Here is a 25,809-nt window from a genome sequence, read left to right on the forward strand (position 1 = left end):
CGCTCTGCACACTAAAAAATAACAATGCAGGAGCGTAGCAATGATCTGGTTCTTCCTCTGTGTCGGCTTACTTGTGGCCGGCTACTTCATATACGGCAAATTCATCGAACGGATATTCAGCCCGAAACCCGAGCTGAAAACCCCCGCCATCACCATGGCTGACGGGGTGGACTATGTCCCGATGTCGGACAAGAAAGTCTATCTGGTTCAACTGCTCAACATCGCAGGCGTCGGCCCCATCTTCGGCCCCATCCTGGGTGCCCTCTACGGCCCGGTCGCCATGCTGTGGATCGTCTTTGGCTGCATCTTCGCCGGTGCGGTACATGACTACTTCTCCGGCATGCTGTCGGTACGCGCCAAGGGGGCCTCGGTGCCAACCGTGGTCGGTGAGCATCTGGGCACCGCCGCCAAGCACTTCATGAACCTGTTTGCCGTGGTGCTGCTGATGCTGGTGGGCGTGGTATTCGTGCTGAGCCCGGCGGGCCTCTTGGCCAACCTCACCTCCACCGATCTGGTCTACTGGATTGTGGCAATCTTTGCCTACTACATCCTCGCGACCATAGTCCCCATCGACAAGATCATCGGTCGCTTCTATCCCATCTTCGGCGCCCTGCTGGTCTTCATGTCGGTCGGCCTCATCGTTGGCCTGATCGCCTCCGGCAAAGGCTTCTACAACACAGGGATGGACTTCTCCAACCTGCACCCGACCGAACTGCCGCTCTGGCCGCTGCTCTTCATCACCATCGCCTGTGGCGCGGTATCCGGCTTCCACGCCACCCAGTCACCACTGATGGCGCGCTGCATGCAGAACGAAAAATCCGGCCGCTTCATTTTCTACGGTGCAATGATCGGTGAAGGGATCATCGCCCTTATCTGGTGCACCCTGGGTCTCTCCTTCTACGACAGCACCGAAGCGCTCAACGCTACTATGGCCAACGGCGGCCCGGCAGCCGTGGTACACGAAGTCTCCACCAGCCTGCTCGGCACCGTGGGCGGCATTCTGGCCATTCTCGGTGTGGTGATCCTGCCTATCACCTCGGGCGACACCGCGTTTCGCAGTGCTCGCCTGATCGTGGCGGACTTCCTGAAGATGACCCAGAAACCGCTGGCCAAGCGTCTGCTGATTGCCATCCCCATGTTTATCCTTGGTTTTATCATCTCCAAGGCTGAATTCGGGGTGATCTGGCGCTACTTCGGCTGGGCCAACCAGACCACCGCCGTCATCATGCTGTGGGCTGCGGCTGCCTACCTCATCAAAGAGGGCAAGCTGCACTGGATCTGCACCATTCCCGCCATGTTCATGACTGCTGTGGTGATCACCTATCTGGCCAACGCCCCCATCGGATTCGGGCTGGAGATGGGGACCTCCACCATCATCGGCCTGACTGCAACAGCGGCCATTACCGTGGCCTTCCTGATGAAGTTCCGCCAGCCGCTGGTCAGCAGTACCAGCGAAGGGTAAAGCAGCAAAAAATTGCTGCGAAAGCAGCACAAAAAAGGCGCCTGATGGCGCCTTTTTTAATGACAAAAAGACTAATAAGACAACTGTCGAACGGCTTCAGCTTCAATACAGCGAATAGCTTTAAGATTCCGGGCAAACTGACGATAAATGTGTGATTCTTAATTGCTTTAGTGCTTGTTGGAACCCATGATTAAGCTGTGCGTCATGCCAGTGGAGGTTATAAATGGCCCTTGATTATTTTGCCCTTGGTCTGCTCGTCTTTGTCGGGCTAGTCATTTTTTATGGCGTCATCGTTATCCACGATATTCCTTACGAGATTGCCAAACATCGGAATCACCCTCATCAGGATGCCATTCACGTGGCAGGTTGGGTCAGCCTGTTTACCCTGCACGTGCTGTGGCCCTTCCTCTGGATCTGGGCAACCCTCTATCGCCCCGATCGCGGCTGGGGCTTTAGCCAGCGGCTGCAAGAAGATGAAGAGGAGCTGGCGGCCCTCAAGCAGGAGTTGGCGGATCTGAAGAGCCGTATCAACACTATCGAACAGAGTGAGCAACAGGGATAAACCATGGACCTGCTACTGATCCTGACCTACACGGCACTGTGTGTCGCTATATTCAAAATCTTCCGCATCCCGCTCAACAAGTGGACCGTCCCCACCGCAGCATTGGGTGGCGTGCTGCTCATCGGCACCCTGATCATGCTGATGAACTACAACCACCCCTACTCCGAGATGGCGCGCAACTACTACGTCTCCACCCCCATAGTGCCGCTGGTCAAGGGTCGGGTGGTTGAGGTTCCGGTACAGGCCAACCAGCCGGTGAAAAAAGGGGATGTGCTGTTTCGCATCGATGACGAGCCGTTCCGCCTGAAAGTGGAGAGCCTCACCGCACGGGTCGAATCCAACCGCGAGCACCTCAAGTCCATCGAGGCGAGACTGCGCTCCGCCAGACTGGATCGGGATCGTGCCAGCGACCTGATGCGCCGTGGCGTGGGCAAGCAGCGTGACCTCGACGTCACCCAAGCCAACGTGGACGACATCGTGGCCCAAATTGACCAGCAGAAAGCCACCCTGAACGATCTGCAGGCCCAGCTGATGGAAGCCAAGTACCAGCAGTCCCAAACCGTGGTCTATGCCCCGAGCGATGGTCATGTGGTGCAATTGGCCCTGCGCCCCGGCATGATCGCCACCCCCTTCATGTATCGTCCGGTGATGACCTTCATCCACAAGGATGACACCGCCTACGTCGGCTGGTTCTGGCAGAACAGCATGCAGCGACTGGCGGTGGGCGATGAGGCCGAAGTGGTGATCGATGGCGTACCCGGCAAGATCTTCAAAGGCAAGGTAACCGCCGTGGTTCCGGCCATTGCCGCCGGTAACGTGCAGGCCAACGCCGGTCTGCTGGATCAAACCACTGCGGTGCGCCCGGGTCGTCTGCCGGTGGTTATCTCCATCACCGACCCCGAGTGGGCCAAGTATCAGGTAATAGCAGGCTCCAGCGGGCAGGCTGCCATCTATACCCACTACTTCCACCATGTATCTGTGATGCGCAAAGTACTGCTGCGCATGGCAAGCTGGATGAACTACATCTTCCCGTTCCATTGATCAGCACCCAAGCACCCTGCGGGCCGGCATCATGCCGGCCCGCTGTTTTTGTGACGGCAAGCACCCTATAATGGCGCCATCTTGCACCACCCCACATCGACATACCCAAGCCTGCATGTTCGTTCTCAGACCCTATCAGACCGACGCCGTCAATGCCGTGATCAGCCACTTTCGCCAACACCCGGATCCCGCCGTGGTAGTGCTGCCAACTGGTGCCGGCAAGAGTCTGGTGATTGCCGAGCTGGCCCGCAAGGCGCGCGGTCGGGTGCTGGTGCTGGCCCACGTCAAGGAGCTGGTGGAGCAGAACCATGCCAAGTACGAGGCGTGGGGGCTCAAGGCCGACATCTTCGCCGCCGGTCTGGATCGCAAGGAGGCAAGCGCCCAGGTGGTGTTTGGCTCGGTGCAGTCGGTAGCGCGCAATCTGGCTGCCTTCGACGGGGCGTTTTCGCTGCTGATCATCGACGAGTGCCATCGGGTCTCGCTCGATGACGACAGCCAGTACCATCAGGTGATCGACCATCTCAAGGCTGCCAATCCGGCCCTCAAGATCCTCGGCCTCACCGCGACCCCCTATCGGCTCGGGCTGGGCTGGATCTACCGGCGCCACTACCACGGCATGGTCAAAAGCCACGGCGAGCGGCTGTTTGGCGACTGCGTGTTCGAGCTGCCCTTGCGTTTTATGGTCAAAAACGGCTACCTGACGCCGCCGCGCATGGTGGATGCCCCCATCGTCCACTACGACTTCAGCAAGCTGGTGGCGCGGGAGAATGGCCTCTTTAGCGAGGCGGATCTCAACGGCGAGCTCAAACGCCAGCAGCGGGTCACCCCCCATATCCTGAGTCAGGTGCTGGAGTATGCCGCCGACCGGCAGGGGGTGATGATCTTCGCCGCCACCGTCGAGCACGCCCGCGAAATTCACGGCCTGCTGGGCGCCAGAGGCCAGCAGGCGGCCCTTATCACCGGCGAAACGCCGGGGCCGGAGCGCGATGCCCTCATCAACGCCTTCAAGGCGCGCGAGCTCAAGTTTCTGGTCAACGTGGCGGTGCTCACCACCGGCTTTGATGCCCCCCATGTCGATCTTATCGTGATGCTCAGGCCCACTGAGTCGGTCTCCCTCTACCAGCAGATCGTCGGGCGGGGCCTGCGTCTCTCGCCGGGCAAGAGCGATTGTCTGGTGCTCGACTATGCGGGCAACAACTTCAACCTGTTCGCCCCCGAAGTGGGGGAGCCCCGCCCCCACGCCGGTACCGAGCCGGTACAGGTGCCCTGCCCCGCCTGCGGCTTTGCCAACACCTTCTGGGGCAAAACCGACGAGGATGGCAAGGTGATCGAGCACTACGGTCGCCGCTGTCAGGGGCTGTTTGAAGATGATGAGGGCAACCGCGAGGAGTGCGACTACCGCTTTCGCGCCAAGATCTGCCCCGGCTGCGGTGCGGAGAACGACATCGCCGCCCGCCGCTGCCAGAGCTGCGATCAGCTGCTGGTGGACCCTGACGACAAGCTCAAAGAGGCGCTCAATCTCAAGGATTGCATGGTGATCCGCTGCGCCGGGCTAACCCTCACAGCCGGGCGCGGCAAACAGGGGGAGCGGCTGGAGGTGACCTACCACGATGAGGATGGGCTGACCCTCAGTGAATACTTCGGATTTCACTCCCCGGGCGCACGGCGCTTGTTTCAACAGCACTTTGTGCGTCATCATTGGCCCGCCCCGGGGCTGGAGCCTGAATTTACTACCCTGGCGAGCGTGCTGGCCGCGCAAAGCCAGTTCCGTCATCCGGATTTTGTCATCGCCCGCAAATCGGGTCGCTTCTGGCAGATAAAAGAGAAAATTTTTGATTATGAGGGTCGCTATCGTACCGCCAACTCGATGACATGATGGCGACCGGCATACATGGCATGAATTGCGTTATCCCGTCGATCCCGCATCGGCTGGTTGAATTATCAGGGTCGGCACCACTGCCGGGCCCTTCGTCACGTTAGAGGATGTTATGCAGCGGCTGTTGATTGGTTTTTGTGCTCTCTTTTCTTCTCTGGCGGCTCATGCCGCCCCGCTGACGCCCCCTCAGGGTGGCCAGTACGCCATCATGGTGCAGGGCAATAACGGCGTCGAGTTCGCCCGCCACGCCGATCAGATGATCGCCCCCGCCTCCACCATGAAGGTGCTCACCGCGCTGGCGGCCCGCCTCGAGCTGGGTGCCGATTTCCGCTTCGCCACTGACATTCAGGCCCAACCGGGTGCCAAACAGGGTGACACCATCAACGGCGATATCTGGATCAACTTCGTCGGCGACCCCACCCTCTCCCGCATGGATCTGCTGGCCCTGTTCAAACAGCTCGGCGTCACCAGCATCAAGGGCAATGTCTACGTCAACACCGGCGCCTACAACGGCTACGAGCGCGGCAACGGCTGGTCGTGGGGGGATCAGACCCTCTGCTTCGCCGCTCCTGTCTCCTCAGTCATCATCGACAAGAACTGCGCCTACGGCACCATCACTGCCACCCAGATTGGCAAACCGGCGGTCGGCAACGTGGCCACCGGCGTCCCCATCGGCATCGGTGCCGACAACGTGGAGGTGATGAGCTATGGCGACATGGCGCGCCAGTTCTGCGCACTGGAAGTGGACATGGCCAAGGGCAACTTCTACGAGCTCAAGGGCTGTATCACCCCGAACAAGGAGCCGCAGGGGCTGCGTTTCGCCATCCACGACGTGGAAGCCTGGGGCTGGGACAACATCCGCTGGGCGATGAACCGGGCCGGTATCAAGCATGATGGCCTGCTGCGGGTCACCCACAAGGCCCCTGAAGGGGCAGAGACCCTCGGCACCCACTACTCGGTCTCCCTGCCGGTGATGCTCGCCAAGATGCTGAAGAAATCGGACAACCTCTACGCCGATACCTTCCTCAAAACCGTGGGCCGTCACTACTACAACAAGCCGGGCAGCTATCGCAGCGGCACCATGGCGGTGCGCGCCATCCTGACCAAGAACGGCATCGATCTGGGCAATGCCACTCTGGCAGACGGCTCCGGTCTTTCCGCTCACAATCTCATCAGCGCCCGTCAGATGATGTCGGTGCTGAACTTCATCCAGAAAAATGATGCCGAGCTTGGCCTGATCAAGCTGCTGCCAAGCTCTCAGGTGGATGGCACCCTGGCGTGGCGCCGCAGCGTCACCGCCCCCATGATGAAGAACAAGGTCCACGCCAAGACCGGCACCATCACCGGCACTTCCAACCTGGTGGGCTTTATCGACACTGCGGGCGGCCAGCGCAAGGCGTTTGTGATGTTCCAGCGTGGCCTGTCCCAAGATCCGGCCACCCATGAGCGCTACCGTGCCAGCAAGGCGCCGTGGCCCTGGACTGTGTTCGAGAAGGGGGTGCTGGAGAGCATCTATCAGCAGCAGCCGATCCAGATCGCCGATGAGAGCTGAGCCAATAGGCCCGCTCGAATCACGGTATCGATAATTTCGGCTTCAAGTCGCCACGAGGCAGGGCTATGCTGTTGCCTGCCTCATTTCAACGGCCATACATAAACGGCTTAAAAAACGGAGAGAAAATATGTTTGCAGTGATTTTTGGTCGCCCGGGTTGCCCCTACTGTGTCCGTGCCGTACAGATCGCCGAGCAGCTGACCGAACAGCGCGATGACTTCAAATTCCGCTACGTGGATATCCATGCCGAAGGGATCACCAAAGAAGATCTGGCCAAGAGCGCCGGCAAGCCGGTCAATACCGTGCCGCAGATCTTCCTGGATGAGCAGCACATCGGTGGCTGCACCGATTTCGAAGCCTACGCCAAAGCGAATCTGGGTCTCTACCAGTAATTCTTGCGGGTCATCCCGAGCGGGTTGACCGCCAGAGCGTATAAAAAAATCCGGCGCCATCAGGCGCCGGATTTTTTTATGGGCAACACGCACACATCATTCCCGATCAGGGAGTCACAGACTGGGGTCAGGGAGTCACAGACTGGGCGGCAAAGCGCGCAATGATGGGGTTGTGATCCGAACTGTCGGTCGCCGGTGAACTCACCTCAACCAGGTCCAGATTGCGGTAGTAGAGGTGATCCAGCGGGCGACCGAAGGCGGTGCGGCGCAGGTCAGGCACCGGCAGGGCCTCTTGCAGCCCCAGCTCGTCCACCAATTTATTCAGCCAGAACTGGCGCTTGTCGCTCCAGGTATTGAAATCACCGGCCAGGATCACCGGCCCCTGATGGCGGCGCACCAAGGCAGTCAAATCGTTGAGCTGCTCGCGGAAGGTAGCCATCCCCAGCTCGAAATTGACCGCATGGATATTGATGACCATGACGCCGTCAGGATCGCCCTGCAGCGGATAGAGGCTCACCAGCCCGGATTTGGGGATGCGCAGCAAAGGCTCGGGGGAGCGCACGCCACAGACGAACGCCTGCGGGGTCTTGGCCACCGTCATCACCCCGAACGAGACGCCGCCCTGGGTGAAGGCTTGCAGCTGTTGCCACTGGAAATCACCGGCGCGCAGCCAGTCGAGCATATCGGGACGGGTGGCCGACTCTTGCAGCAGCACCAGATCCTGCCCCTTGGCATAACTGTCCATCCCCTCGCGCCAGTTCTTGCGCTGGCCCTTGTAGAGATTCCACACCGTCACCCCGAATTCACGGGGCAGCGCCGTGGTCGCCAACGCTACCAGCGGCGGACGCTGGCAGTCGAGTCCCGGCACAATCCCTTGAGCTGTGACCAGATGGTTCTGATCCGGCACCTCAAAACAGCCTACCAACCCCAGGGTCAGCAGGGAGGTACCAAGAATGCGATAACTATTTTTCATTGGCTAACAACCGCCCGCCTTTGCTTTTTGTTGAGACCATCACAAACGTCATTCACGCCGACTAAGCTGATAGTCCCTGTTCCACCCAACCAGAAGGACCTTGTCTCATGGCGAAAGAACTTCGGTACAACGTGACGTTTTATGATCAACAAGGAAATTGTCATCAAGTGGAGCTGTCCACCGTCTATCAGATAAGACGGGACCCTCAATGCGATCTCTGCCTGTTTGACACCCTGCAATATGTGGGCTCGGAAGAGATGCTGGAACGCATGATACGGCAAAAAACCGGGCTTGAGCAGGAAATATCCATCATCAATGCCCGGCTGATTTAATCAGGCACTCACCGGAACCGGGCGGGATTTGCCCTGTTCGTCGATGGCGACATAGGTGAAGATCCCCTCGGTCACACAGTAACGCTGGGCATCGTTTTCCCGCAGTACCGGCTTGACCCACACCTCCAGCTTGAGCTTCATGGAGCTGCGGCCGATCTTCATGCAGCGGCCGTAGCAGCAGACCACATCGCCCACCTTGACCGGACTGTGGAAGGTCATGCCTTCGACGGATACGGTACAAATACGTCCTTTTGCCAGCTCCTTGGCCATAATGCCCCCACCTATATCCATCTGGGACATGATCCAGCCACCAAAGATGTCACCATTGGGGTTGGTATCGGCTGGCATTGCCAGGGTTCTCAGCAACAACTCCCCATCGGGGTGACGTTTTGTATCTACCATCATTACCGCCTCTCTCTCATGGATGGCGGCATGATAGGGGGCGATCCCCCCCTTGGCAAACCTCAATTGCCCGAGGCGGCAAGCTCGGCAAACCAGTGGGCCGGATCGGGCCAGCGATAGTTGAATCCCATCTGCTGGCAAATCAGCTGGCCGTCGATGGGCTGAAATTCACCGGCAGGCTCGATAAAGACCGGTACGGGTAGCCCCTGCTGGCGAGCCGCAAAGGGATAAAACTGCTCGCGGCGCGGATGCACCGGCGCGCTCAGGTTGAAAACATCCCCGTCCTTGCCCTGCTCAAGCAGCAGCATGCAAGCCGCCACCACATCGTCCAGATGGACCAGATTGACCGACTGGGCGCCACCATCCAGCGTCTTGCCCGCGAGGAAACGGCCGGGATGGCGATCCGGGCCATAAAGGCCGGAGGGGCGCACTATCATCACCGACTCGAAACCGTCCGCCAGCACCGCCTGCTCCGCCGCCAGCATCCGCTCACCACGGGCATGGCGCGGTTTGGGCTGTTCACCCTCCTGCTGCCCCGCGCCCCATACCGAGGTGGCGCTGACAAACAGCACCCGCCGGGTGCCATTCGCTTTGGCCAACGCGCAAGCCCTTGCCACCGCCTGCGGATAGTCATCGGTCTTGCTGGGCGGTACGCAGATAACCAGCGATTCGCAGGGGATGGGCCACGCATCCGACATATGGGCAGAAATCGTCAGCGGATAGGCATCGATCCCCTCCCCCTGCAGACGGGTCGCCTTCTCGGCGCTGCTGACCGTCACCGCAACCTGCTTGCCTGCCGCCAGCAGGGCCCGCGCCAGCGGCAGCCCCAGCCACCCCGCCCCCAGAATGCCGATCGTCCCGGCGAAATGTTGCTCTGTCATCGTCCCTTCTCCTGCTTGACGCTATTTGCCCCGCAGCTTACCTGCCTTGGTAGGAAAAGGAAGCCTTGGCTTGCAGATATATAAATGCCGACAATGTGGTGGTACATGCTTCCCATTCGCTAACAATATCAGTAATTAAAATACTATATCTGACCTATACGATCATTTGTTAATCTTTAAAGAAAACCGGTTGTGTGACATTGTCATTTTCAAAACATCTATATTCTTAGCCTCACATACCCTCCTAATTTCATCTTCATGAGCAGAGGAAATTCTAGCACCTAAAATAACATGTTTTGGTTTTGGCATACTATAAGGCATTTCTTTTTGGAAAATCATATTCCCAAACACAAGCCTCCATTCTTTTTCATAAGCCCACTCTGTACTTTTCATCAGGGCAACTTGATTAAGATAAAGAACATTATTAGTGGTTTTATTTTTACCAAAAACGTTACTGGCATCAAACATTTCATCTGAATAAATAACAGGGTAGATTGAACTTGCTCTTAGATCTTCCTTTCCTAATTCGTAAAAATCATAACCTATACAAAAACCAGTATGATAACTGGCATAATGCGACCACATTAATATTGATTTTGGATTTTCAGAAAAACAACAAATCTTGAACATTTGCTTAAAACCTTCAGATGTTTCTCTCACAAGGTTTTTTGCTCTATCTTTCATTACAGTACGTATAGCTTCTTCACAAGTACGACCATAATCAGGTCTTTCTGGATAACTAAGCTCAAGTAGCTTTACCATTGGATGAGGACTTTCTGCAATTGACTGAACTTGTTCTTCAGTTAACTGCTCTATTAATCCATTCTCTTGAGCCATTGATAAAACTGACTCCCTATTATCAGGATCCAGCTCTATATCATAATGAAATGAGCAATCATAAGGGTCATTAAAATTTTTCGGGTCTGATAACCATATTGTGTCATCCAATAAATTTTTTATAGAGTTATCATTTACCGAGCGATATTTATAAAGAATCTTAGGTATGTGTTCATACTTAAGAGAAATAGCTTTTTTAATTTGCTCTACAGATGTTGTATTGGAAAACACCAACTTCTTATATTCTTCAAACCAATCCATACTCTCCCCTATGACCTAAATAGATAAAGAATTATGTTATTTGCAGCCTTATCAATCATACCAGTACATTAATTCAAATTTTGTTTGCTTTCAATTATTAACAGTCATAATTGCCAGCCCTACTCTGGGATATATAGGTTTCCTGTTTTCTATTTAACCTAAAAAAGCGGGCCAATGGCCCGCTTGGTTATATTTCACTCACTCCATCCTCACACCGGCGGATGGAAATGGCTGGCCTCGCGGGTGGCCATCTCCTCGTAGGTGGCCCACTTCTGCCACGCCACTTGTTGCGCCACCTGCATCAGCCGTTCGGCCTCCTCCGGATGGCTCTGGGCCAGCACCCGATAACGGGTCTCCTCCTGCCGGTATTCAGCGAGGGGGATCGATGGGCGCAGGCTGTCGAGGCTGAAGGGGTTCTGCCCCGCACTGCGCAGCACCGGGTTGTAACGCATCAGCGGCCAGTGACCGGAGGCGACGGCGCGTTTTTGCTGGGTCAGGCCAAACTCCATATCGATACCGTGGGCGATGCAGTGGCTGTAGGCGATGATCAGCGACGGGCCCGGATAGGCCTCCGCCTCACGCAAGGCTTGCAGCGCTTGCTGCGGGTTGGCCCCAAAGGCGATGCGGGCAACATAGACGTTGCCGTAGGAGATGGCCTGCAGCGCCACATCCTTCTTGGCCAGCGTCTTGCCCCCCGCCGCAAACTTGGCGACGGCACCGAGCGGGGTCGATTTCGACATCTGACCGCCGGTGTTGGAGTAGACCTCGGTATCCATCACCAGCACGTTCACATCGCGGCCGGAGGCGAGCACATGATCGAGCCCCGCCGAACCGATGTCATAGGCCCAGCCATCGCCACCGATGATCCAGACCGAGCGGCGCACCAGCTGATCGATGAGTGACAACAGCTCGCGAGCCTTGCCGGATTTCACCTCTTCCAGCCGCTCCCGCACTTGCGCGACCCGGGTACGCTGGGTGCGGATCTCCGACTCCAGCCGCTGCGGGGCGTTGATAAGCGACTCGACCAACGCTTCCCCCAGCTCCCCCTTCATCGCTTCAAGGGCCGCCACCGCCTGACCGTGATGCTGATCGGCGGTGAGACGAAAACCAAAGCCAAACTCGGCGTTGTCCTCGAACAGGGAGTTGGACCAGGCCGGCCCCTTCCCTTCGCCGTTCTTGGCCCACGGCGTAGTCGGCAGGTTGCCGCCATAGATGGAGGAGCAACCGGTGGCGTTGGCCACCAGCATGCGATCGCCAAACAGCTGGGTCAGCAGCTTGAGATACGGGGTCTCGCCACAACCCGCGCAGGCACCGGAGAACTCGAACAGGGGTTCGAGGAACTGGGCACCGCGCACCGTGGAGAAGTCCACCCGCTCGCGGGCAGGCCAGGGCAGGCTCTCGAACCAGCGCAGCGCCTGTTTCTGGCCAGTCAGATGGGGTGCCTTATCCATCATGGTGATGGCGCGCCCGCCCTCGTGTTCCTCATCGGCCCCAGCCCGCACCGGACAAGCTTGCACGCACTGACCGCAGCCGGTGCAATCTTCCGGATAGAGCTGCAAGGTATAGCGGCTGTCGGGGAAGCCCTTGGCGGTGACGGGCACCGACTGCGCGGCCTCGGGGGCTGTCGCCAGCCAGTCCTGATGGTAGAACTTGGCTCGCAGCGCCGCGTGGGGGCAGACAAAGACGCAGTTGCCGCACTGGATGCAGATATCCGAATGCCAAATCGGGATCTCGCGGGCGATATCCCGCTTCTCGAAACGGCTGGTGGCGGTGGGGTAAGTACCGTCCACCGGCAGCATGGAGACGGGGATCAGATCGCCGCGCCCCGCCAGCATCTCGCCAGTGACCCGCTGGACAAACTCGCTGCCACCCGGTGCCAGCGGCAGCGGATAGTCGCTGCTCTGCTCGTCACCGGCCGGGATGGCCACCTGATGGAGATGAGCCAGGGTGTCATCCACCGCCGCGAAGTTGCGCTCGACCACCTCGGGTCCCTTGCGGGCATAGCTCTTCTCGATGCTCTCCTTGATCAACGCAATCGCCTCATCCCGCGGCAAGATACCAGCCAGCGCGAAGAAACAGGTCTGCATAATGGTGTTGATGCGATTGCCCATGCCGTTGCGCTCGGCCACCCGATCGCCGTCAATGCAGTAGAGGCGGATATCGAGGGCGCGGATGCGGGCGCGCAGCCGCTCGGGCAGCTCGGCCCAGACCTGCTCAGGCTCATAGGGAGCATTGAGCAGCAGGGTCGCCCCTTCGGCGGCATGCTCCAGCAGATCGACCGACTCGACAAATCCCCACTGGTGGCAACCGATAAAGCTCGCCTGCTCGATAAGCCAGGGGGCGTCGATGGGCTCGGGGCCAAAGCGCAGGTGGGAGACGGTGCGCGAGCCCGACTTCTTGGAGTCGTAGACGAAGTAGCCCTGAGCGTGGAACCCCTCCAGCTCGCCGATGATCTTGATGCTGTTCTTGTTGGCGCCGACTGTGCCGTCGGCACCAAGGCCGAAGAAGAGCGCCCGCACCCGACTGGCGGGCTCCAGATCGCCGATGGGGTGCCAGGCCAGACTTAGGCCCGACACATCATCGACAATCCCCACGGTAAAGCGCGGGCGCGGCGTATCGGATGCCAGCTCCTCGAATACCGACGCGCACATGGCGGGGGTGAACTCCTTGGAAGAGAGGCCATAGCGACCGCCACTGAGCCAGGGCAGCCGCTTGATAAGGCCGCGCTGCAAGCCGTCGATCAGCGCGCTCTGCACATCCAGCAGCAGCGGCTCGCCGCCCGCCCCCGGCTCCTTGGTGCGATCCAGCACCGCCATGCGCCGCACGCCCTGCGGCAGCGCGTCGAGCAGCGCCTGTACCGGGAAGGGGCGATAGAGGCGAATGACCAGTACCCCGGTCTTGCGATCCTGCCGGTTGAGCCAATCCACGGTGGTGCGGGCGGTGGCCGCCCCCGAGCCCATCAGCACGATGACATCGGTGGCATCAGGCGCACCGTGGTACTCCACCAGCCGATAGTGGCGGCCGGTCAGCTCGCCCAAGTTGTCCATGCACTGCTGCACCCGCGCCGGTACCGCCTCGTAGAAGGGGTTGACGCTCTCGCGGGACTGGAAATAGGTATCCGGGTTCTGGGCTGTGCCGCGCATCACCGGATGATCCGGGTTGAGCGCCCGCGCACGGTGAGCCCGCACCCAGTCGTTGTCGATAAGGGCCCGAATTTCATCCCGATGCAGGGCGGTGATCTTGTTCACCTCGTGGGAGGTGCGAAAGCCGTCGAAGAAGTGGATAAAGGGCACCCGGCACTGCAAGGTGACGCTATGGGCAACCAAGGCCAGGTCCTGCGCCTCCTGCACCGAGCCGGAGGCGAGCATGGCAAAGCCGGTGCTGCGCGCTGCCATCACGTCCTGATGGTCGCCAAAGATCGACAGCCCCTGCGCCGCCAGCGAGCGGGCCGCCACATGGAACACCGCCGAGGTCAATTCACCGGCGATCTTGTACATGTTGGGCAGCATCAGCATCAGCCCCTGACTGGCGGTGAAGGTGGTGGCGAGCGCCCCCGCCTGCAGGGCGCCGTGTACCGTACCGGCTGCTCCTCCTTCGCTCTGCATCTCCACCACTGTGGGAATGTTGCCCCACAGGTTGGTCTGCCCCTCCGCCGCCCAGGCATCGGCCAGTTCGGCCATGGTCGAGCTCGGGGTAATGGGGTAGATGGCACACACTTCACTCAGCTGGTAGGCCACTCGGGCCGCGGCTTCGTTGCCGTCGACCATGATCAGTTCATGTTTCATTGGGACTCCTCCGGTTGGCGCAGCTCGATGGCGTGACAAGGGCACTGATCATGACAGGCACCGCAGCCGGTGCAGCGCTCGGCATCCACCTGATAGCCCTTGCCCGGCCCCAGCTTGGCGATGGCCTGCTCGGGGCAGCTGCCATAGCAGCCGTCACACTCGAAGCAGTTGCCGCAGGAGTAACAGCGCGCCGCCTCGTAACGGGCGGCCACCTCATCCAGCCCGCCGATGATCTCGCCAAAGTCATCTCGCGCCCACGCCGGTTTGACCGGCTGACTGCTGGCCGGGGCGTGGGTCTGGAACCAGAGTTGCAACTGCTCTGGCCCCACCAGCGGGTAGGAGACCATCTTTTGGTAGTGGCGACCGCGCAGCCAGGCATCCATATGGCGTGCCGCCTTCTTGCCGTGACCGGTGGCAATGGTGACGGTGCGCTCGGAGGGCACCATGTCGCCACCAGCAAACAGGCCCGGCACGTCCGTCATCAGGTTCTCGCCAACCTGTACCACTCCCTCCTTGTTGACCCGTACGCCGGGAATGCTCTCCAGCACCGAAAGGTCGACCTCCTGACCGAGCGCCAGAATGAGGGAGTCCGCTTCGAGGGTTTCAAACTTGCCGGTGGGTACCGGCTTGCCCTCAGCATCCAACGCCATCACCTCCACTTCGATATTGGTGCTATCGAGCTGGCGGATGCTGCGCAGCCAGTTGATCTTGATCCCCTCCTCCTCGGCCTCGTCGGCTTCAAAGGCGTGGGCCGGCATATGGTCCCGGTCGCGGCGGTAGATGATCATTGCCTCTTCAACGCCCAAACGGCGGGCGGTACGGGCCGCATCCATGGCGGTATTGCCGCCACCGTAGATGGCCACCCGCCGTCCCAGTTTGGGTGGCGGCAAGCCCTGCTCTTCGGCCAGACTGGCTTGTTCGAGGAAGCTCACCGCATCGAGGATCTTGCCCGCTTCCCGGGCCGGAATATCGACCCGCTTGGCCAGATGGGCGCCGATGGCCATAAAGACGGCATCAAAGCCCCCCTCGTCACGCTCGCGCAGCACATCCTCCACCTTGTGGTTGAGGGTCAGCGTCACTCCGGCCGCCACGATACGGGCTACCTCCCGATCCAGCACATCGCGGGGCAGACGGTAGGCGGGAATGCCAAAGCGCAGCATGCCGCCGGCAAGCGGCCCCGCTTCGCGGATCTCCACCTGATGTCCGAGCCGGTTGAGGTGCCAGGCACAGGAGAGACCGGAGGGGCCAGCGCCAATGACCAGCACCTTCTTGCCGCTGGCAGGGGCAGGTGGCGCAGGCTGCCAACCACGGGCCAGCGCCTCGTCGCCGAGGAAACGCTCGATGGCGTGGATGGAGACGGATTCATCCACCTGACCGCGGTTGCAGGCGCTCTCGCAGGGGTGGTAGCAGACCCGGCCATGAATGGCGGGCAAAGGGTTCTCTTCGATCAGGGTCTGCCAGGCCGCCTCAAAACGGCCGGCCTGCGCCAAAGAGAGCCAGGCCTGGATATTTTCTCCGGCCGGGCAGGCGTGATTGCAGGGTGGCAGGGCCGGCCGCCAGACGGGTAGCCGGGTACGCACCGGGCCTGTTCCCGTTTTCAGGGAGAGATCCGGCAATGGGGTCATGTCCAGTTGTTTGCTCATACATTGCTTTCTTCTTTTTGTGTGACAGGCCCCACCCGATGGCGCTTGATACCGTGTAGCCGAGGCGGACGGTGGCCGGATGGGGAAGAAGCGAAAGCGTTAGAAACTGGGAACTGAGTCGATAATGGCCGCTTTTTTGTACTGATTAGCGAATCAGGATCAAAAAATGTTGCACTTTATGGTTCATAGAGACCAGAACGTGACTCAAGTAACATCTTCTCCAGCTGACCGCTGGCTTTCAGTTTGGCGAGCCTCCGATTGAAGGTTTTGATCAGCTCTTCAGCGTTGGCGCGCTTGCGGCTGATCAACAGATGACCTTCAACTTTCATCACGGGTTTTGAATGGGTTGCAAAGAGATCGACCGTGCTGGCCGGGTAGAACTGACGCAGGGAGTAGTAGCCGACATCTATGTTCTCCAGGGTCAGGTCGGCGCGGCCGGAGAGCAGCAGATCAAAGCTCTGGCGCAGCCGGGTGACGAACTGCACCTGCAGCGGCACCTGCGCGATGGCTGCAAAAAAATCTGCATTGTAGGTATAGCCACTGACCGCAGCCAGCTTGCGATCCGCCAGATCCTGATAGCCACGCCATTCCAGCGGATCGGACTTGAGATAGAACCAGACGTAGGTCTCGCTCAGGATGGGATCGCTGTAGAGATGGGTTTTGCGCCGCTCGCTCGACTCATACCAGTGGACTGTGCCATCCACTACGCCCTCCTCCGACAAGCGAAAGGCCCGTTTCCAGGGCAGAAACTGGAACTTGACGCTCACCCCCTCACTCTTGAATGCCTCGCTCACCACATGAGGGATTAGCCCCTGATATTTCAGCGTCTCGGAGCAGTAAGGGGGATACTCTCCCGTGGTCAGGGTCAGCTCCTGCGCCCAGAGCCCGTGGCAAAAAAGGCTCCCCGCCAGCAACCAGCTTATTTTCATCCCGAAGCCCTCTTGTTCTCTTTTCCCAACTATAGACCGCCCCCTTGAAAGGATTGCCGGATCGCCGGGGAACCGTTATGTTCCCCTTTTTCCAGGCGATCGCGCCGCGTCACAAGGATATGAAGATGCCCAGGCTAGACAGCATTCACCTCTACCCCATCAAATCGACTGCAGGTATGCCGCTGGCTCGCGCCCGGGTGACCGAAGAGGGACTGGCAGGGGATCGCCGCTACATGGTGGTCAAACCGGACGGCACCTTTATCACCGCCCGTACCCATCCCCAGCTGCAACAGGTCGTGGCCACCCCCATCGAAGGAGGCTTGCAACTGCGCTATCCGGGCTTTGAACCCCTCACCCTGCAAGAGGTCGACTTCAGCCGCGCCCCGCAAGCTACCGGAGTCTGGAGCGACCGTTTCACCGCCCTGCACACCGACCCCAAAGCCGATGGGTGGCTAAGCCGGGTGACAGGGGAGACGGTGCAACTGCTCTGGCTGGGTGAAACCTCTGATCGCTTTCGCGAGAAGACCGGCACCCGGGTCAGCTTTGCCGACGGTTATCCGCTGCTGCTGATAAGCCAGGCTTCCCTTGAGGATCTCAATCTGCGCTCCGATGCGCTGCACCAGATGAGCCAGTTCCGCACCAATCTGGTGGCAAGCAATACCCAGCCCTTCGAGGAGGACAGCTGGGTGCGCATCCGCATCGGCGAGGTGGAATTCAAGGTGGTCAAGCCCTGCAGCCGCTGCATCATGACCACGGTGGAAGCGGGCACCGATCGTTTCAACGCCCTGAAAGAGCCGCTGGCCACCCTTACCCGCTACCGCCGTGGCGAGGATGGCGAGGTCTACTTCGGCCAAAACCTGATCGCCCTGAACGAGGGATGGATTGAGGCAGGCAGCGAGATCGAGGTGCTGGAGCGCACCCGTCCGGTGGTCTATCCCGCCGCCGCACCGAAGAAGCGGGAGCTGGTCTGCGTGGCCCGCGAACCGCTGGCGCGGGATCTGGAGACCTTCTGGTTCGAAGCCGCCGATGGCGAGCCCCTGCCCGACTACCTGCCGGGCCAGCATCTGCCCATCAGCCTCGATATCAAAAACGAGAGGATTCAACGACGCTATACCCTGAGCTCCACACCGGATCACCCGGAGCGTTACGGCATCAGCGTCAAAAAGGTGGAGGGTGGCCGCATCTCCCACTGGCTGCACCAGCAGTTGCAGGTGGGTGATCGGCTGCTGGCCGCCAACCCCGCTGGCGAGTTTCACTTAGGGTCCGAGCGCAACCTCCTGTTGCTCTCCGCAGGCTCCGGCGTCACCCCCATGCTGGCGATAGCCCGCACACTGGCGCTACGCGGGGAGCTGGAAGAGGTTCACTTTATGCACCTGTGCCGCAGCGAAGCGGACATTCCCGCCGCCAGCGAACTGCATGCCATGGCACAGCAGGGGATGACCCTCACCATTATCCTGAGCCAGCCGGACAATCACTGGCAGGGGCTGCAAGGGCGACTCAATGATGAGCATCTGCAACTGGTCAAAGGGTTGGCCGAAAAAGAGGTCTTTATCTGCGGCCCCCACGGTTTTATGGCCGACGCGGCGTCGAAAGTAGCGGCCCTCGGCGTTCCGGCCGCACGGATCAAACAGGAGAGTTTTGGCGGCGCCATTCTCTCGGTGGCCCGCCCCCATCAGGCGGTACAACTGCGTATCGGCGCCCAAGCCTTTACCGGCAACAATCAGGGCACTGTGCTGGATCAGGCCAACAAGCAAGGCGTAGAGCTGCCCTGGAGCTGCCGCGCCGGGATCTGCGGCAGTTGCAAACAGACGCTGATCTCGGGCGAGGTGGATCACCCCGACGCCCCCGCCATCAGTGCCGCCGAGCGGGCAGAGGGCAAAATCCTCACCTGCTGCGCCGTACCGCTCACAGACATCGTCATCAAATAAGGTGATCGAGCCACGAAAAGGCTGGCTGGGCCCCGATCCTGGCCGACCTTTTCCCCCTGTCGACCCGCGGTTCCTCCATTCTCGTCTCTTTATCGCCCCGCCTGCGCAACCATGCCGACGATGACTTCTATACTCACAGCAATAACAACAAAACCCCTCCGACGTAGCGGCCTTTGCCGTCTGACCAAGGGGGTTACCCGGTGAGAATAAGGACGCTCAAACCATGGAACAGAACAAACCCGCCTTTCAACTCAACCTCTTGCTCTCCGTCATCACCCTGATCCTGCTGTCACTGGTGTTTTTCGCCTACAGCTGGGCGGGTAAACAACTGGAAGAGAGTTATCGACAACAATATCTCTCCTACCTGCTGGCCGACGAGCTGCGCCAATCCTCCGATGACCTGACCCGACTCGGTCGCACCTACGTCATCACCAAGGATCCAGCCTACGAGCAGCAGTACATGCGGATCCTGGCCATTCGCAACGGCGAACAGCCGAGACCGGATGGCTACAACCGTATCTATTGGGATTTTGTCGCGGCCAACGGCCAGAATCCTCGCCCCGACAGCAATGTTCGCCGCGGCCTGATCGATCTGATGAAGGATGCCGGTTTCACCGATGCTGAACTCGCCAAGCTCAACGAGGCCAAGAACAACTCGGATGCACTGGTCAACACCGAGGTGGCTGCCTTCAAACTGGTGCAGCAGACGGACGGTGATCTGGCCGCCAACCAGCAGAAGGCCATCGCCATGATGCATGACAAGGCCTATCACCAGAACAAGGGTCGCATCATGTCACCCATCGACGATTTCTACGTGATGATGGAGGGGCGCAACCAGGAGGCGGTCGAGAGTGCCACCACCAATACCGACATGCTGCGCTATCTCTTTATCGCCCTCGGTCTGGTATTGATGTTCTTCCTCTGGCGCACATATCGCTCCCTGCTCGATCTGGTGGGCACCTCGGTCGAACAGCTCAAGACCGATCTCCATCTGCTGGCGGAAGGGGATTTCTCCCGCCCCATCAAGGTGCCCCAAGGCTCGAAAGAGAGTCTGATCGGCCTGCTTGGCACCACACAGAGCACCCTCAAGGGGATCATCGGCAAGGTATCCCACTCCACCGAGGAGTTGTCCAATTCGGCCGACAGCATCGCCCAGATAGCGGAGCAGACCGCCCAGTTCGCCACCGATCAGCAAACCAGTACCCAGACCATGGCCGCCGCCATCGAAGAGCTGGTGGTGAGCATCAGCCACCTCTCCGACAATGCCAGCCATGCAGACGAGCTCAGCAAGGTCTCAGCCGACACGCTGGAGGAGGGCTCCGGGGTCATCAAGGAGACGCTTGGCAGCATCGAGAATATCTCCACCACTGTGGGGGATGCAGCCAGCACCATCGCAGAACTCAACAGCCATACCCAGCAGATCTCGGAGATCATCGGCGTGATCCGCGGCATCGCCGATCAGACCAACCTGCTGGCCCTCAACGCGGCTATCGAGGCGGCGCGGGCCGGTGAGCAGGGACGTGGCTTTGCGGTGGTTGCCGACGAAGTACGCAATCTGGCCAGCCGCTCGGCGGCCTCGACCCAGCAGATCACCGGGATGATCAGCAAGATCCAGAGCGGGGCGGATGCCTCTATCCGCAGCATGGAGAACACGGTCAACAACGTCTCCCGCGGGGTCACACTGGCCAACCAGACCGGGCAGGCAATCGCCAGCATCCAGAGCCACGCCTCCAATCTCACCGGTCTGATGGGAGAGATCAGCCACACCCTGCGCGAGCAGTCCACCGCCGCCAACGAGGTGGTCTCTACCGTCGGCAACATCACCTCCCTCTCGGAACAATCGGGGGACGCAGCCCGCCACGTGTCCCAAGAGGCAGCCAAGCTCAAGCAGCTGTCACGGGTGCTGCGCCAGGAGATGGGGCACTTCAAGCTTTAAAGAAGGCTGCAAAACAAAACGGCTGCCCCAAGGCAGCCGTTTTTTATTCGGGGTTATCCCCTGTCATTCAGTATCTATCAACCACGCAGGGCGGCGATACGCTGCTCGATGGGCGGGTGGCTCATGAACAGTTCGCTCATGGAGCGCTTGCCGTTGATGCCAAAGGCCATCATGGAGCCTTCCAGCTGCGGCTCGGCACCGCGGGAGAGGCGCTCAAGGGCGGCAATCATCTTGTCGCGACCGGCCAGCTTGGCGGCACCGGCATCGGCACGGAACTCGCGCTGACGGCTGAACCACATGACGATGATGGAGGCCAGAATGCCGAACAACATCTCCAGCACAAACACGGTGATCATGTAGGCAAAACCACCGGTGCTGCTGCTCTCTTCCTCGTTGTTGGAACTGAAGAAGTTGCTGATGACGCCAGCCACGATGCGGGCGAAGAACATCACGAAGGTGTTCACCACCCCCTGGATCAGGGTCAGGGTCACCATGTCGCCGTTGGCAACGTGGCTCACCTCGTGGGCCAGTACCGCTTCCGCCTCGTCACGGCTCATGCTGTAGAGCAGGCCGGAGGAGACCGCCACCAGCGAATCATCTCGGCGGGCGCCGGTCGCAAAGGCGTTCATCTCGGGAGAGTCGTAGATCCCCACTTCCGGCATCTTGATACCCGCTTCGCGGGCCTGACGGGCAACAGTGCTCACCAGCCAGTGCTCGGTCTCGTTACGAGGTTGCTCGATGACCTGGACGCCATAGCTGCGCTTGGCCATCCACTTGGACATCAGCAAGGAGATAAAGGAACCCCCAAAACCGAACACGGCACAGAACATCAACAGCCCGGAAATGCTGGACTTGTTGATCCCCAGAACCGAGAACAGGATATTGAGTACCACCCCCAGCACCAGCATGACGGCCAGGTTGGTCACCAGGAATAGCATAATTCGCTTCATATAGACTCCTTGTGAGAATTAAAGACACGGAGATAGATCACTCGACCTCCCTATCTCCATGTTATGGATGAATTTTAGGGAGACTCGATGAATGTTCGCTGAATGTGACGTCACAAGAGCGGAGAGATATCAAGCCGCCCCTGCAAATCAGCCTCAAATGGATTGTTTATAAAGGGAATTTCCCCCAGAAACGGGGCCGGTAACATCCCCCTCAGGGTGTCCAGATTTTCCTGATAGTGGCTCATGGCACTGTGAAGGCGATTAATAACCCATCCCGCCACTGGCAACCGATCGTTGCGAATGGCAGCAAAGGTGAGCAGTGCATGGTTGAGACAGCCCAGTTTGGCCCCCACCACCAAAATCACCGGCATGTTCTCCTGCTTCACCCAATCCGACAGCAGATGCTTGCGATCCAGCGGCAGATACCAGCCCCCCGCCCCTTCCACTACTGCAAGCTCGGCCCCTGCCTGTTCAATCTTGCGCAGCCCCTCGCTCAGCCCCTGCATGGTAATGGGCTGGCGCGCCTCGCTGGCAGCGATATGGGGCGCAATCGGCGGCTCATAGGCAAAGGGATTGACCACCTCATAAGGCAGCTGAACACTCGCCGCCTCCTGCAACAGAACAGCGTCGAGGTTGCGCAATCCATCGGGTGTTCGGGCACACCCTGCCGAGATAGGCTTGTAGCCGGCACAGCGGATCCCCTGTGCGCTGAATTCGCGCAGCAGAGTGCGTGCCACCAGCGTCTTGCCCGCATCGGTATCTGTGCCGGTGATAAAGAATGATTTCATATGGTTCTCTCCTTGGCAGGGAGTGGCTCACTGCCCTGCACACACTGCAATTCCCGGCGCTCAGCGAGGCTTGCTGAGGCGACCGAGACACACCCGATAACTGGCGACCAACCTGCCACCGGGCTGGCGAAATGCTTCATATGCCTGAGCCAGCTGCTGCAATCTGGCGCGACCGCTCAGACCGGCTGGGGCGGCGCCCCCTTGATTGTCGTTGATCTGATTGGCCCCAATCCCCTTGAGATCGCGCAACAACTGCGGCAATTCAAGATAGGCGAGATCCCAGGTGATACAACGCAGCTCGGGAGCAGATACCCCGGCGCTAGCCAGCGCCTGCTCCAATTGTGGCAGGCTGAGGAAGCGATTGACATGGGCGCGACCATCAAGCTGCTGCCAGGCGGCTCGCAACTGCCAGAGCGACTCATCGAGCAGGGTCGAGAAAAAGATCTGGCCGCCCGGTTTGACCACCCGAAGCAGCTCGCCAAAAGCCTGGGCCGGACGCTCGCACCACTGCAACGCCAGACTGGAGAAAACCCAGTCGAACGAGTTATCGGCGAAAGGAAGCTGCTCCGCATCGCCGCAGAGCAGGCGAGCACCGCTGCCACGCAAGGCGGCCTGCGCCAGCATGCCGGGGGCGAGATCAAGCCCCACCAGCTGGTGACAACGGTTCGCCAGTTGGGGCAAGAAAAAGCCGGTGCCGCAGCCCAGATCCAGCCCGCTCACCGTCAGATCAGTGCCAACCAGCCTGTCTGGCATCCATTCCAGCAGCGCCTGACCCACCTCCTGCTGAAAGCGGGCATGGGCATCGTAATGACGAGCGGCGGCGCCGAAACGGCGAGCAAGCTGCGCCTTGTCGACCGTTTGAAAACGCTCAGCCATAGTGAGCCTCCCCAAGCGTTGTAACTGAAGGGCTGACCCCCAAGGCATCGAGCAGGCGATCCACATCCCGCTCGCGGTGGGCTGCACTCAGAGTAATGCGCAGCCGGGCCGTACCGACCGGCACAGTGGGCGGGCGGATGGCGCTCACCCAGACGCCGCGCTCCCGCAGCCGTTCAGCCAGTTGCAGAGCGGTGCTGCTCTCCCCCACCAGCAGCGGCTGGATGGGGGTATCGCTCGCACCGAGTTGCCAACCCAACGCCTCTGCCCCTTGCCGGAAGCGGGCGATGAGCTTACCAAGATGGGAGCGGGCCTCATCGGCGGCACGCACCAGCTCGATGCTCTTGCTGACTGCGCAAGCCTGCGCCGCCGGCATATGGGTGCTGTAGACATAGTGGCGGGCGAAGTTGACCAAATACTCCACCAGCTCGCGGCTGCCGCCGACAAAAGCGCCAGCCACACCAAGCGCCTTGCCAAAAGTGCCCATCTGGATGTGTACGCTGGCCGGATCTACCTCCTGCGCCGCCAGAGTGCCGCTCCCCTCGGGCCCCATCACGCCGAGACCATGGGCATCGTCGATCATCAGCCAGTTGCCGCTCCGGGCGGCGAGGGTTGCGAGCTCACCCCAGGGGGCCTGATCCCCGTCCATGCTGAACACCCCTTCCGAGACAATCAATCCGCGATTTGGCTCAAGCTGCCGTTCAAGGGCAGCCATATCGTTGTGGGCAAAGCGCTTCATCTTACAGGGGAGCTGACTGCCCATCTCCTGCAAAGAGGCGTGGTTGAGTTTGTCCTGCCACAGCAGATGCTCCTTGCCGAGCAGCGCTTTGAGCACCGCCTGATTGGCCGAAAAACCGCAGTTGAACAGCAGCACCGCCTCCACCCCGAGCCACTCGGCCAGGGTCTCCTCAAGCTGTTGGTGGGCACGGCTGTAACCGGTCACCAGCGGCGAGGCGCCGGAGCCCGTGCCATAACGCTCAATCCCCGCGTTGAAGGCGGCCTTGATGGCGCCGTGATCCGCCAGTCCCAGATAGTCGTTGGCGGAAAAGTTGAAGTATTCGCGCCCTGCAACCCTGAGCCGCCCGCCACTCGCCCCGTCGGTCGCGATGCGGTTGCGCAGCAGACCCACCTGCTCGCGCTCGGCCAGCGCCGTGCCCAACCCAAAGGGGCCCGTTACTGCTGGGCCAGTCATGACCGCACGACCCCTGCTCGGGGGCGGGTGGCGTCATAAAACATTTCGGCAGGTTCACTCTGGCGGCTCACCTCGGCCAGCAGCTCCTCTTCTTGAACCTGATCCGGCTTCTGGGCCCGCTGGGCGGGACGAATGCCGAGCCGCTTGAACAGCTGCATGTCGCTGTTTTCGTCCGGGTTGGGGGTGGTCAGCAGTTTGCAGCCGTAGAAAATGGAGTTGGCCCCCGCCATAAAGCACATGGCCTGCATCTGCTCGTTCATCTTTTCTCGCCCGGCGGAGAGACGCACATGGGAGGCGGGCATCATGATCCGCGCCACGGCGATGGTGCGGATAAATTCGAACGGATCGAGGTTCTCCTCGTTCTCCAGCGGCGTCCCCTTTACCTTGACCAGCATGTTGATGGGCACACTTTCGGGGTGACGGGGCAGGTTGGCCAGCGCCATCAAGAGGCCCGCCCGATCTTTCGCCTGCTCGCCCATGCCGACGATGCCGCCGGAGCAGACCTTCATGCCCGCGCCGCGCACATGCTCCAGGGTATCGAGCCGGTCCTGATAGGTGCGGGTGGAGATGATATCGCCGTAGAACTCCGGCGAGGTGTCGAGGTTGTGGTTGTAGTAATCGAGCCCCGCGGCCCCCAGACGCGCCGCCTGATCGGCGGTGAGCATCCCCAGGGTCATGCAGGTCTCCATCCCCAGCCCCCGCACCTCCTCAATCATCCGGATGATGTAGGGCATGTCCTTCTCTTTGGGGTTGCGCCAGGCGGCCCCCATGCAAAAGCGTGACGAGCCGTTGGCCTTCGCTTCACGGGCCCGCTCCAGCACCTTTTCCACCTCCATCAGCCGCTCGGCCTCAAGACCGGTGTGGTAACGGGCGCTCTGGGGGCAGTATTTGCAATCTTCCGGGCAGGCGCCGGTCTTGATGGAGAGCAGGGTGCTCACCTGCACTTCGTTCGGGTCGAAATGGGCACGGTGGACGGTCTGGGCCTGAAACAGCAGATCGTTGAATGGCAGGGCAAAGAGATCCTGAACCTCGGACAGGGTCCAGTCGTGACGAAGGGCGTGACCGCCCGCGGTGAGAGCATTCATACATGGCTTCCGGTTGTTATTAGTGGGATCCTGCGCCCGCCATCTTAGGATGGACGGCTACAAAACCCGCCGCCGGGCCCGCGCGCTCAAGGTGATGCGCAGTGCCAAGTGGCTGAAATTGTTGGCTAGT

21 protein-coding genes are annotated in these 25,809 nt (G+C 60.0%); 9 read left to right on the forward strand and 12 right to left on the reverse strand.

All coding sequences use genetic code 11. The features are described 5' to 3' along the window. The first annotated feature begins 40 nt into the window (after nucleotides 1-40). From G5287_RS01265 to G5287_RS01290, 6 genes are all read left to right on the forward strand, one after another. Nucleotides 41-1,462, forward strand: coding sequence for a carbon starvation protein A (locus tag G5287_RS01265; RefSeq protein ID WP_005350521.1), 1,422 nt, complete (start codon nucleotides 41-43; stop codon nucleotides 1,460-1,462). 223 nt (nucleotides 1,463-1,685) lie between these two features. Beyond that, on the forward strand, nucleotides 1,686-2,024 hold the full coding sequence (locus G5287_RS01270) for a DUF3302 domain-containing protein (RefSeq protein WP_257124649.1): 339 nt from the start codon (nucleotides 1,686-1,688) through the stop codon (nucleotides 2,022-2,024). Between the two features lie 3 nt (nucleotides 2,025-2,027). Beyond that, nucleotides 2,028-3,065: an HlyD family secretion protein gene (locus G5287_RS01275; protein ID WP_075115488.1), complete on the forward strand. Its 1,038-nt coding sequence runs from the start codon at nucleotides 2,028-2,030 to the stop codon at nucleotides 3,063-3,065. Between the two features lie 115 nt (nucleotides 3,066-3,180). Next, complete coding sequence (locus tag G5287_RS01280) at nucleotides 3,181-4,941, forward strand: DEAD/DEAH box helicase (RefSeq protein ID WP_421230656.1); 1,761 nt, start codon at nucleotides 3,181-3,183, stop codon at nucleotides 4,939-4,941. A 112-nt stretch (nucleotides 4,942-5,053) separates the two neighbouring features. After that, entirely contained in the window at nucleotides 5,054-6,493 is a 1,440-nt protein-coding gene (dacB, locus tag G5287_RS01285; protein ID WP_005350510.1) for a D-alanyl-D-alanine carboxypeptidase/D-alanyl-D-alanine endopeptidase, read from the forward strand. Nucleotides 6,494-6,587: 94 nt separating this feature from the next. Continuing rightward, complete coding sequence (locus tag G5287_RS01290) at nucleotides 6,588-6,884, forward strand: GrxA family glutaredoxin (RefSeq protein WP_223849348.1); 297 nt, start codon at nucleotides 6,588-6,590, stop codon at nucleotides 6,882-6,884. A gap of 127 nt (nucleotides 6,885-7,011) precedes the next feature. Here the strand turns inward: G5287_RS01290 and G5287_RS01295 are convergent, their stop codons facing one another. After that, nucleotides 7,012-7,857, reverse strand: a complete 846-nt coding sequence (locus tag G5287_RS01295; protein WP_069527864.1) for an endonuclease/exonuclease/phosphatase family protein — start codon at nucleotides 7,855-7,857, stop codon at nucleotides 7,012-7,014. Nucleotides 7,858-7,964: 107 nt separating this feature from the next. Between G5287_RS01295 and G5287_RS01300 the strand changes: the two genes are divergently transcribed. Then, nucleotides 7,965-8,189 carry a hypothetical protein gene (locus tag G5287_RS01300; RefSeq protein WP_005344394.1) on the forward strand — a complete coding sequence of 75 codons (225 nt, stop codon included), beginning with the start codon at nucleotides 7,965-7,967 and terminating at the stop codon, nucleotides 8,187-8,189. On the opposite strand, the gene yciA is transcribed toward G5287_RS01300, so the two are convergent. The 6 genes from yciA to G5287_RS01330 form a co-directional block, all read right to left on the reverse strand. Further along, nucleotides 8,190-8,594 carry an acyl-CoA thioester hydrolase YciA gene (gene yciA, locus G5287_RS01305; RefSeq protein ID WP_005337875.1) on the reverse strand — a complete coding sequence of 135 codons (405 nt, stop codon included), beginning with the start codon at nucleotides 8,592-8,594 and terminating at the stop codon, nucleotides 8,190-8,192. It abuts the gene before it with no gap. Nucleotides 8,595-8,653: 59 nt separating this feature from the next. Beyond that, complete coding sequence (locus G5287_RS01310; protein WP_421230657.1) at nucleotides 8,654-9,472, reverse strand: NAD-dependent epimerase/dehydratase family protein; 819 nt, start codon at nucleotides 9,470-9,472, stop codon at nucleotides 8,654-8,656. Between the two features lie 162 nt (nucleotides 9,473-9,634). Beyond that, nucleotides 9,635-10,570 carry a DUF2971 domain-containing protein gene (locus G5287_RS01315; RefSeq protein ID WP_421230658.1) on the reverse strand — a complete coding sequence of 312 codons (936 nt, stop codon included), beginning with the start codon at nucleotides 10,568-10,570 and terminating at the stop codon, nucleotides 9,635-9,637. A gap of 209 nt (nucleotides 10,571-10,779) precedes the next feature. Further along, nucleotides 10,780-14,355 (reverse strand): pyruvate:ferredoxin (flavodoxin) oxidoreductase, encoded by a 3,576-nt coding sequence (gene nifJ / locus G5287_RS01320; protein ID WP_421230659.1) that lies wholly within the window; start codon nucleotides 14,353-14,355, stop codon nucleotides 10,780-10,782. Then, nucleotides 14,352-15,998, reverse strand: coding sequence for an NAD(P)-binding protein (locus G5287_RS01325; protein WP_227340885.1), 1,647 nt, complete (start codon nucleotides 15,996-15,998; stop codon nucleotides 14,352-14,354). Before G5287_RS01325 ends, nifJ begins: the two co-directional genes overlap by 4 nt. A gap of 176 nt (nucleotides 15,999-16,174) precedes the next feature. Next, on the reverse strand, nucleotides 16,175-16,927 hold the full coding sequence (locus G5287_RS01330) for a substrate-binding periplasmic protein (RefSeq protein ID WP_421230660.1): 753 nt from the start codon (nucleotides 16,925-16,927) through the stop codon (nucleotides 16,175-16,177). A 77-nt stretch (nucleotides 16,928-17,004) separates the two neighbouring features. On the opposite strand from G5287_RS01330, the gene G5287_RS01335 reads away from it, so the two are divergent. After that, on the forward strand, nucleotides 17,005-18,855 hold the full coding sequence (locus G5287_RS01335; protein ID WP_265783434.1) for an MOSC N-terminal beta barrel domain-containing protein: 1,851 nt from the start codon (nucleotides 17,005-17,007) through the stop codon (nucleotides 18,853-18,855). A gap of 223 nt (nucleotides 18,856-19,078) precedes the next feature. Next, nucleotides 19,079-20,791 carry a methyl-accepting chemotaxis protein gene (locus tag G5287_RS01340; RefSeq protein WP_421171973.1) on the forward strand — a complete coding sequence of 571 codons (1,713 nt, stop codon included), beginning with the start codon at nucleotides 19,079-19,081 and terminating at the stop codon, nucleotides 20,789-20,791. Between the two features lie 77 nt (nucleotides 20,792-20,868). On the opposite strand, the gene htpX is transcribed toward G5287_RS01340, so the two are convergent. The 5 genes from htpX to bioB all read right to left on the reverse strand — a co-directional run bounded on the left by htpX (nucleotide 20,869) and on the right by bioB (nucleotide 25,679). Continuing rightward, nucleotides 20,869-21,741, reverse strand: a complete 873-nt coding sequence (gene htpX / locus G5287_RS01345; protein WP_069527876.1) for a protease HtpX — start codon at nucleotides 21,739-21,741, stop codon at nucleotides 20,869-20,871. A gap of 110 nt (nucleotides 21,742-21,851) precedes the next feature. After that, complete coding sequence (bioD, locus tag G5287_RS01350) at nucleotides 21,852-22,529, reverse strand: dethiobiotin synthase (protein ID WP_227340888.1); 678 nt, start codon at nucleotides 22,527-22,529, stop codon at nucleotides 21,852-21,854. A 60-nt stretch (nucleotides 22,530-22,589) separates the two neighbouring features. Then, complete coding sequence (gene bioC, locus G5287_RS01355; RefSeq protein WP_216979124.1) at nucleotides 22,590-23,405, reverse strand: malonyl-ACP O-methyltransferase BioC; 816 nt, start codon at nucleotides 23,403-23,405, stop codon at nucleotides 22,590-22,592. Beyond that, the gene (bioF, locus tag G5287_RS01360; protein ID WP_421230661.1) at nucleotides 23,398-24,594 is read right to left on the reverse strand and encodes an 8-amino-7-oxononanoate synthase; all 1,197 of its coding nucleotides are present in this window, start codon (nucleotides 24,592-24,594) and stop codon (nucleotides 23,398-23,400) included. The genes bioC and bioF overlap by 8 nt, the downstream gene beginning before the upstream one ends. Beyond that, nucleotides 24,591-25,679, reverse strand: a complete 1,089-nt coding sequence (bioB, locus tag G5287_RS01365) for a biotin synthase BioB (protein ID WP_421230662.1) — start codon at nucleotides 25,677-25,679, stop codon at nucleotides 24,591-24,593. Before bioB ends, bioF begins: the two co-directional genes overlap by 4 nt. Nucleotides 25,680-25,809 lie beyond the last annotated feature (130 nt).

This window comes from Aeromonas sp. 603079, from assembly GCF_049172135.1.
GTDB classification, from domain to species: Bacteria; Pseudomonadota; Gammaproteobacteria; order Enterobacterales; family Aeromonadaceae; genus Aeromonas; species Aeromonas veronii.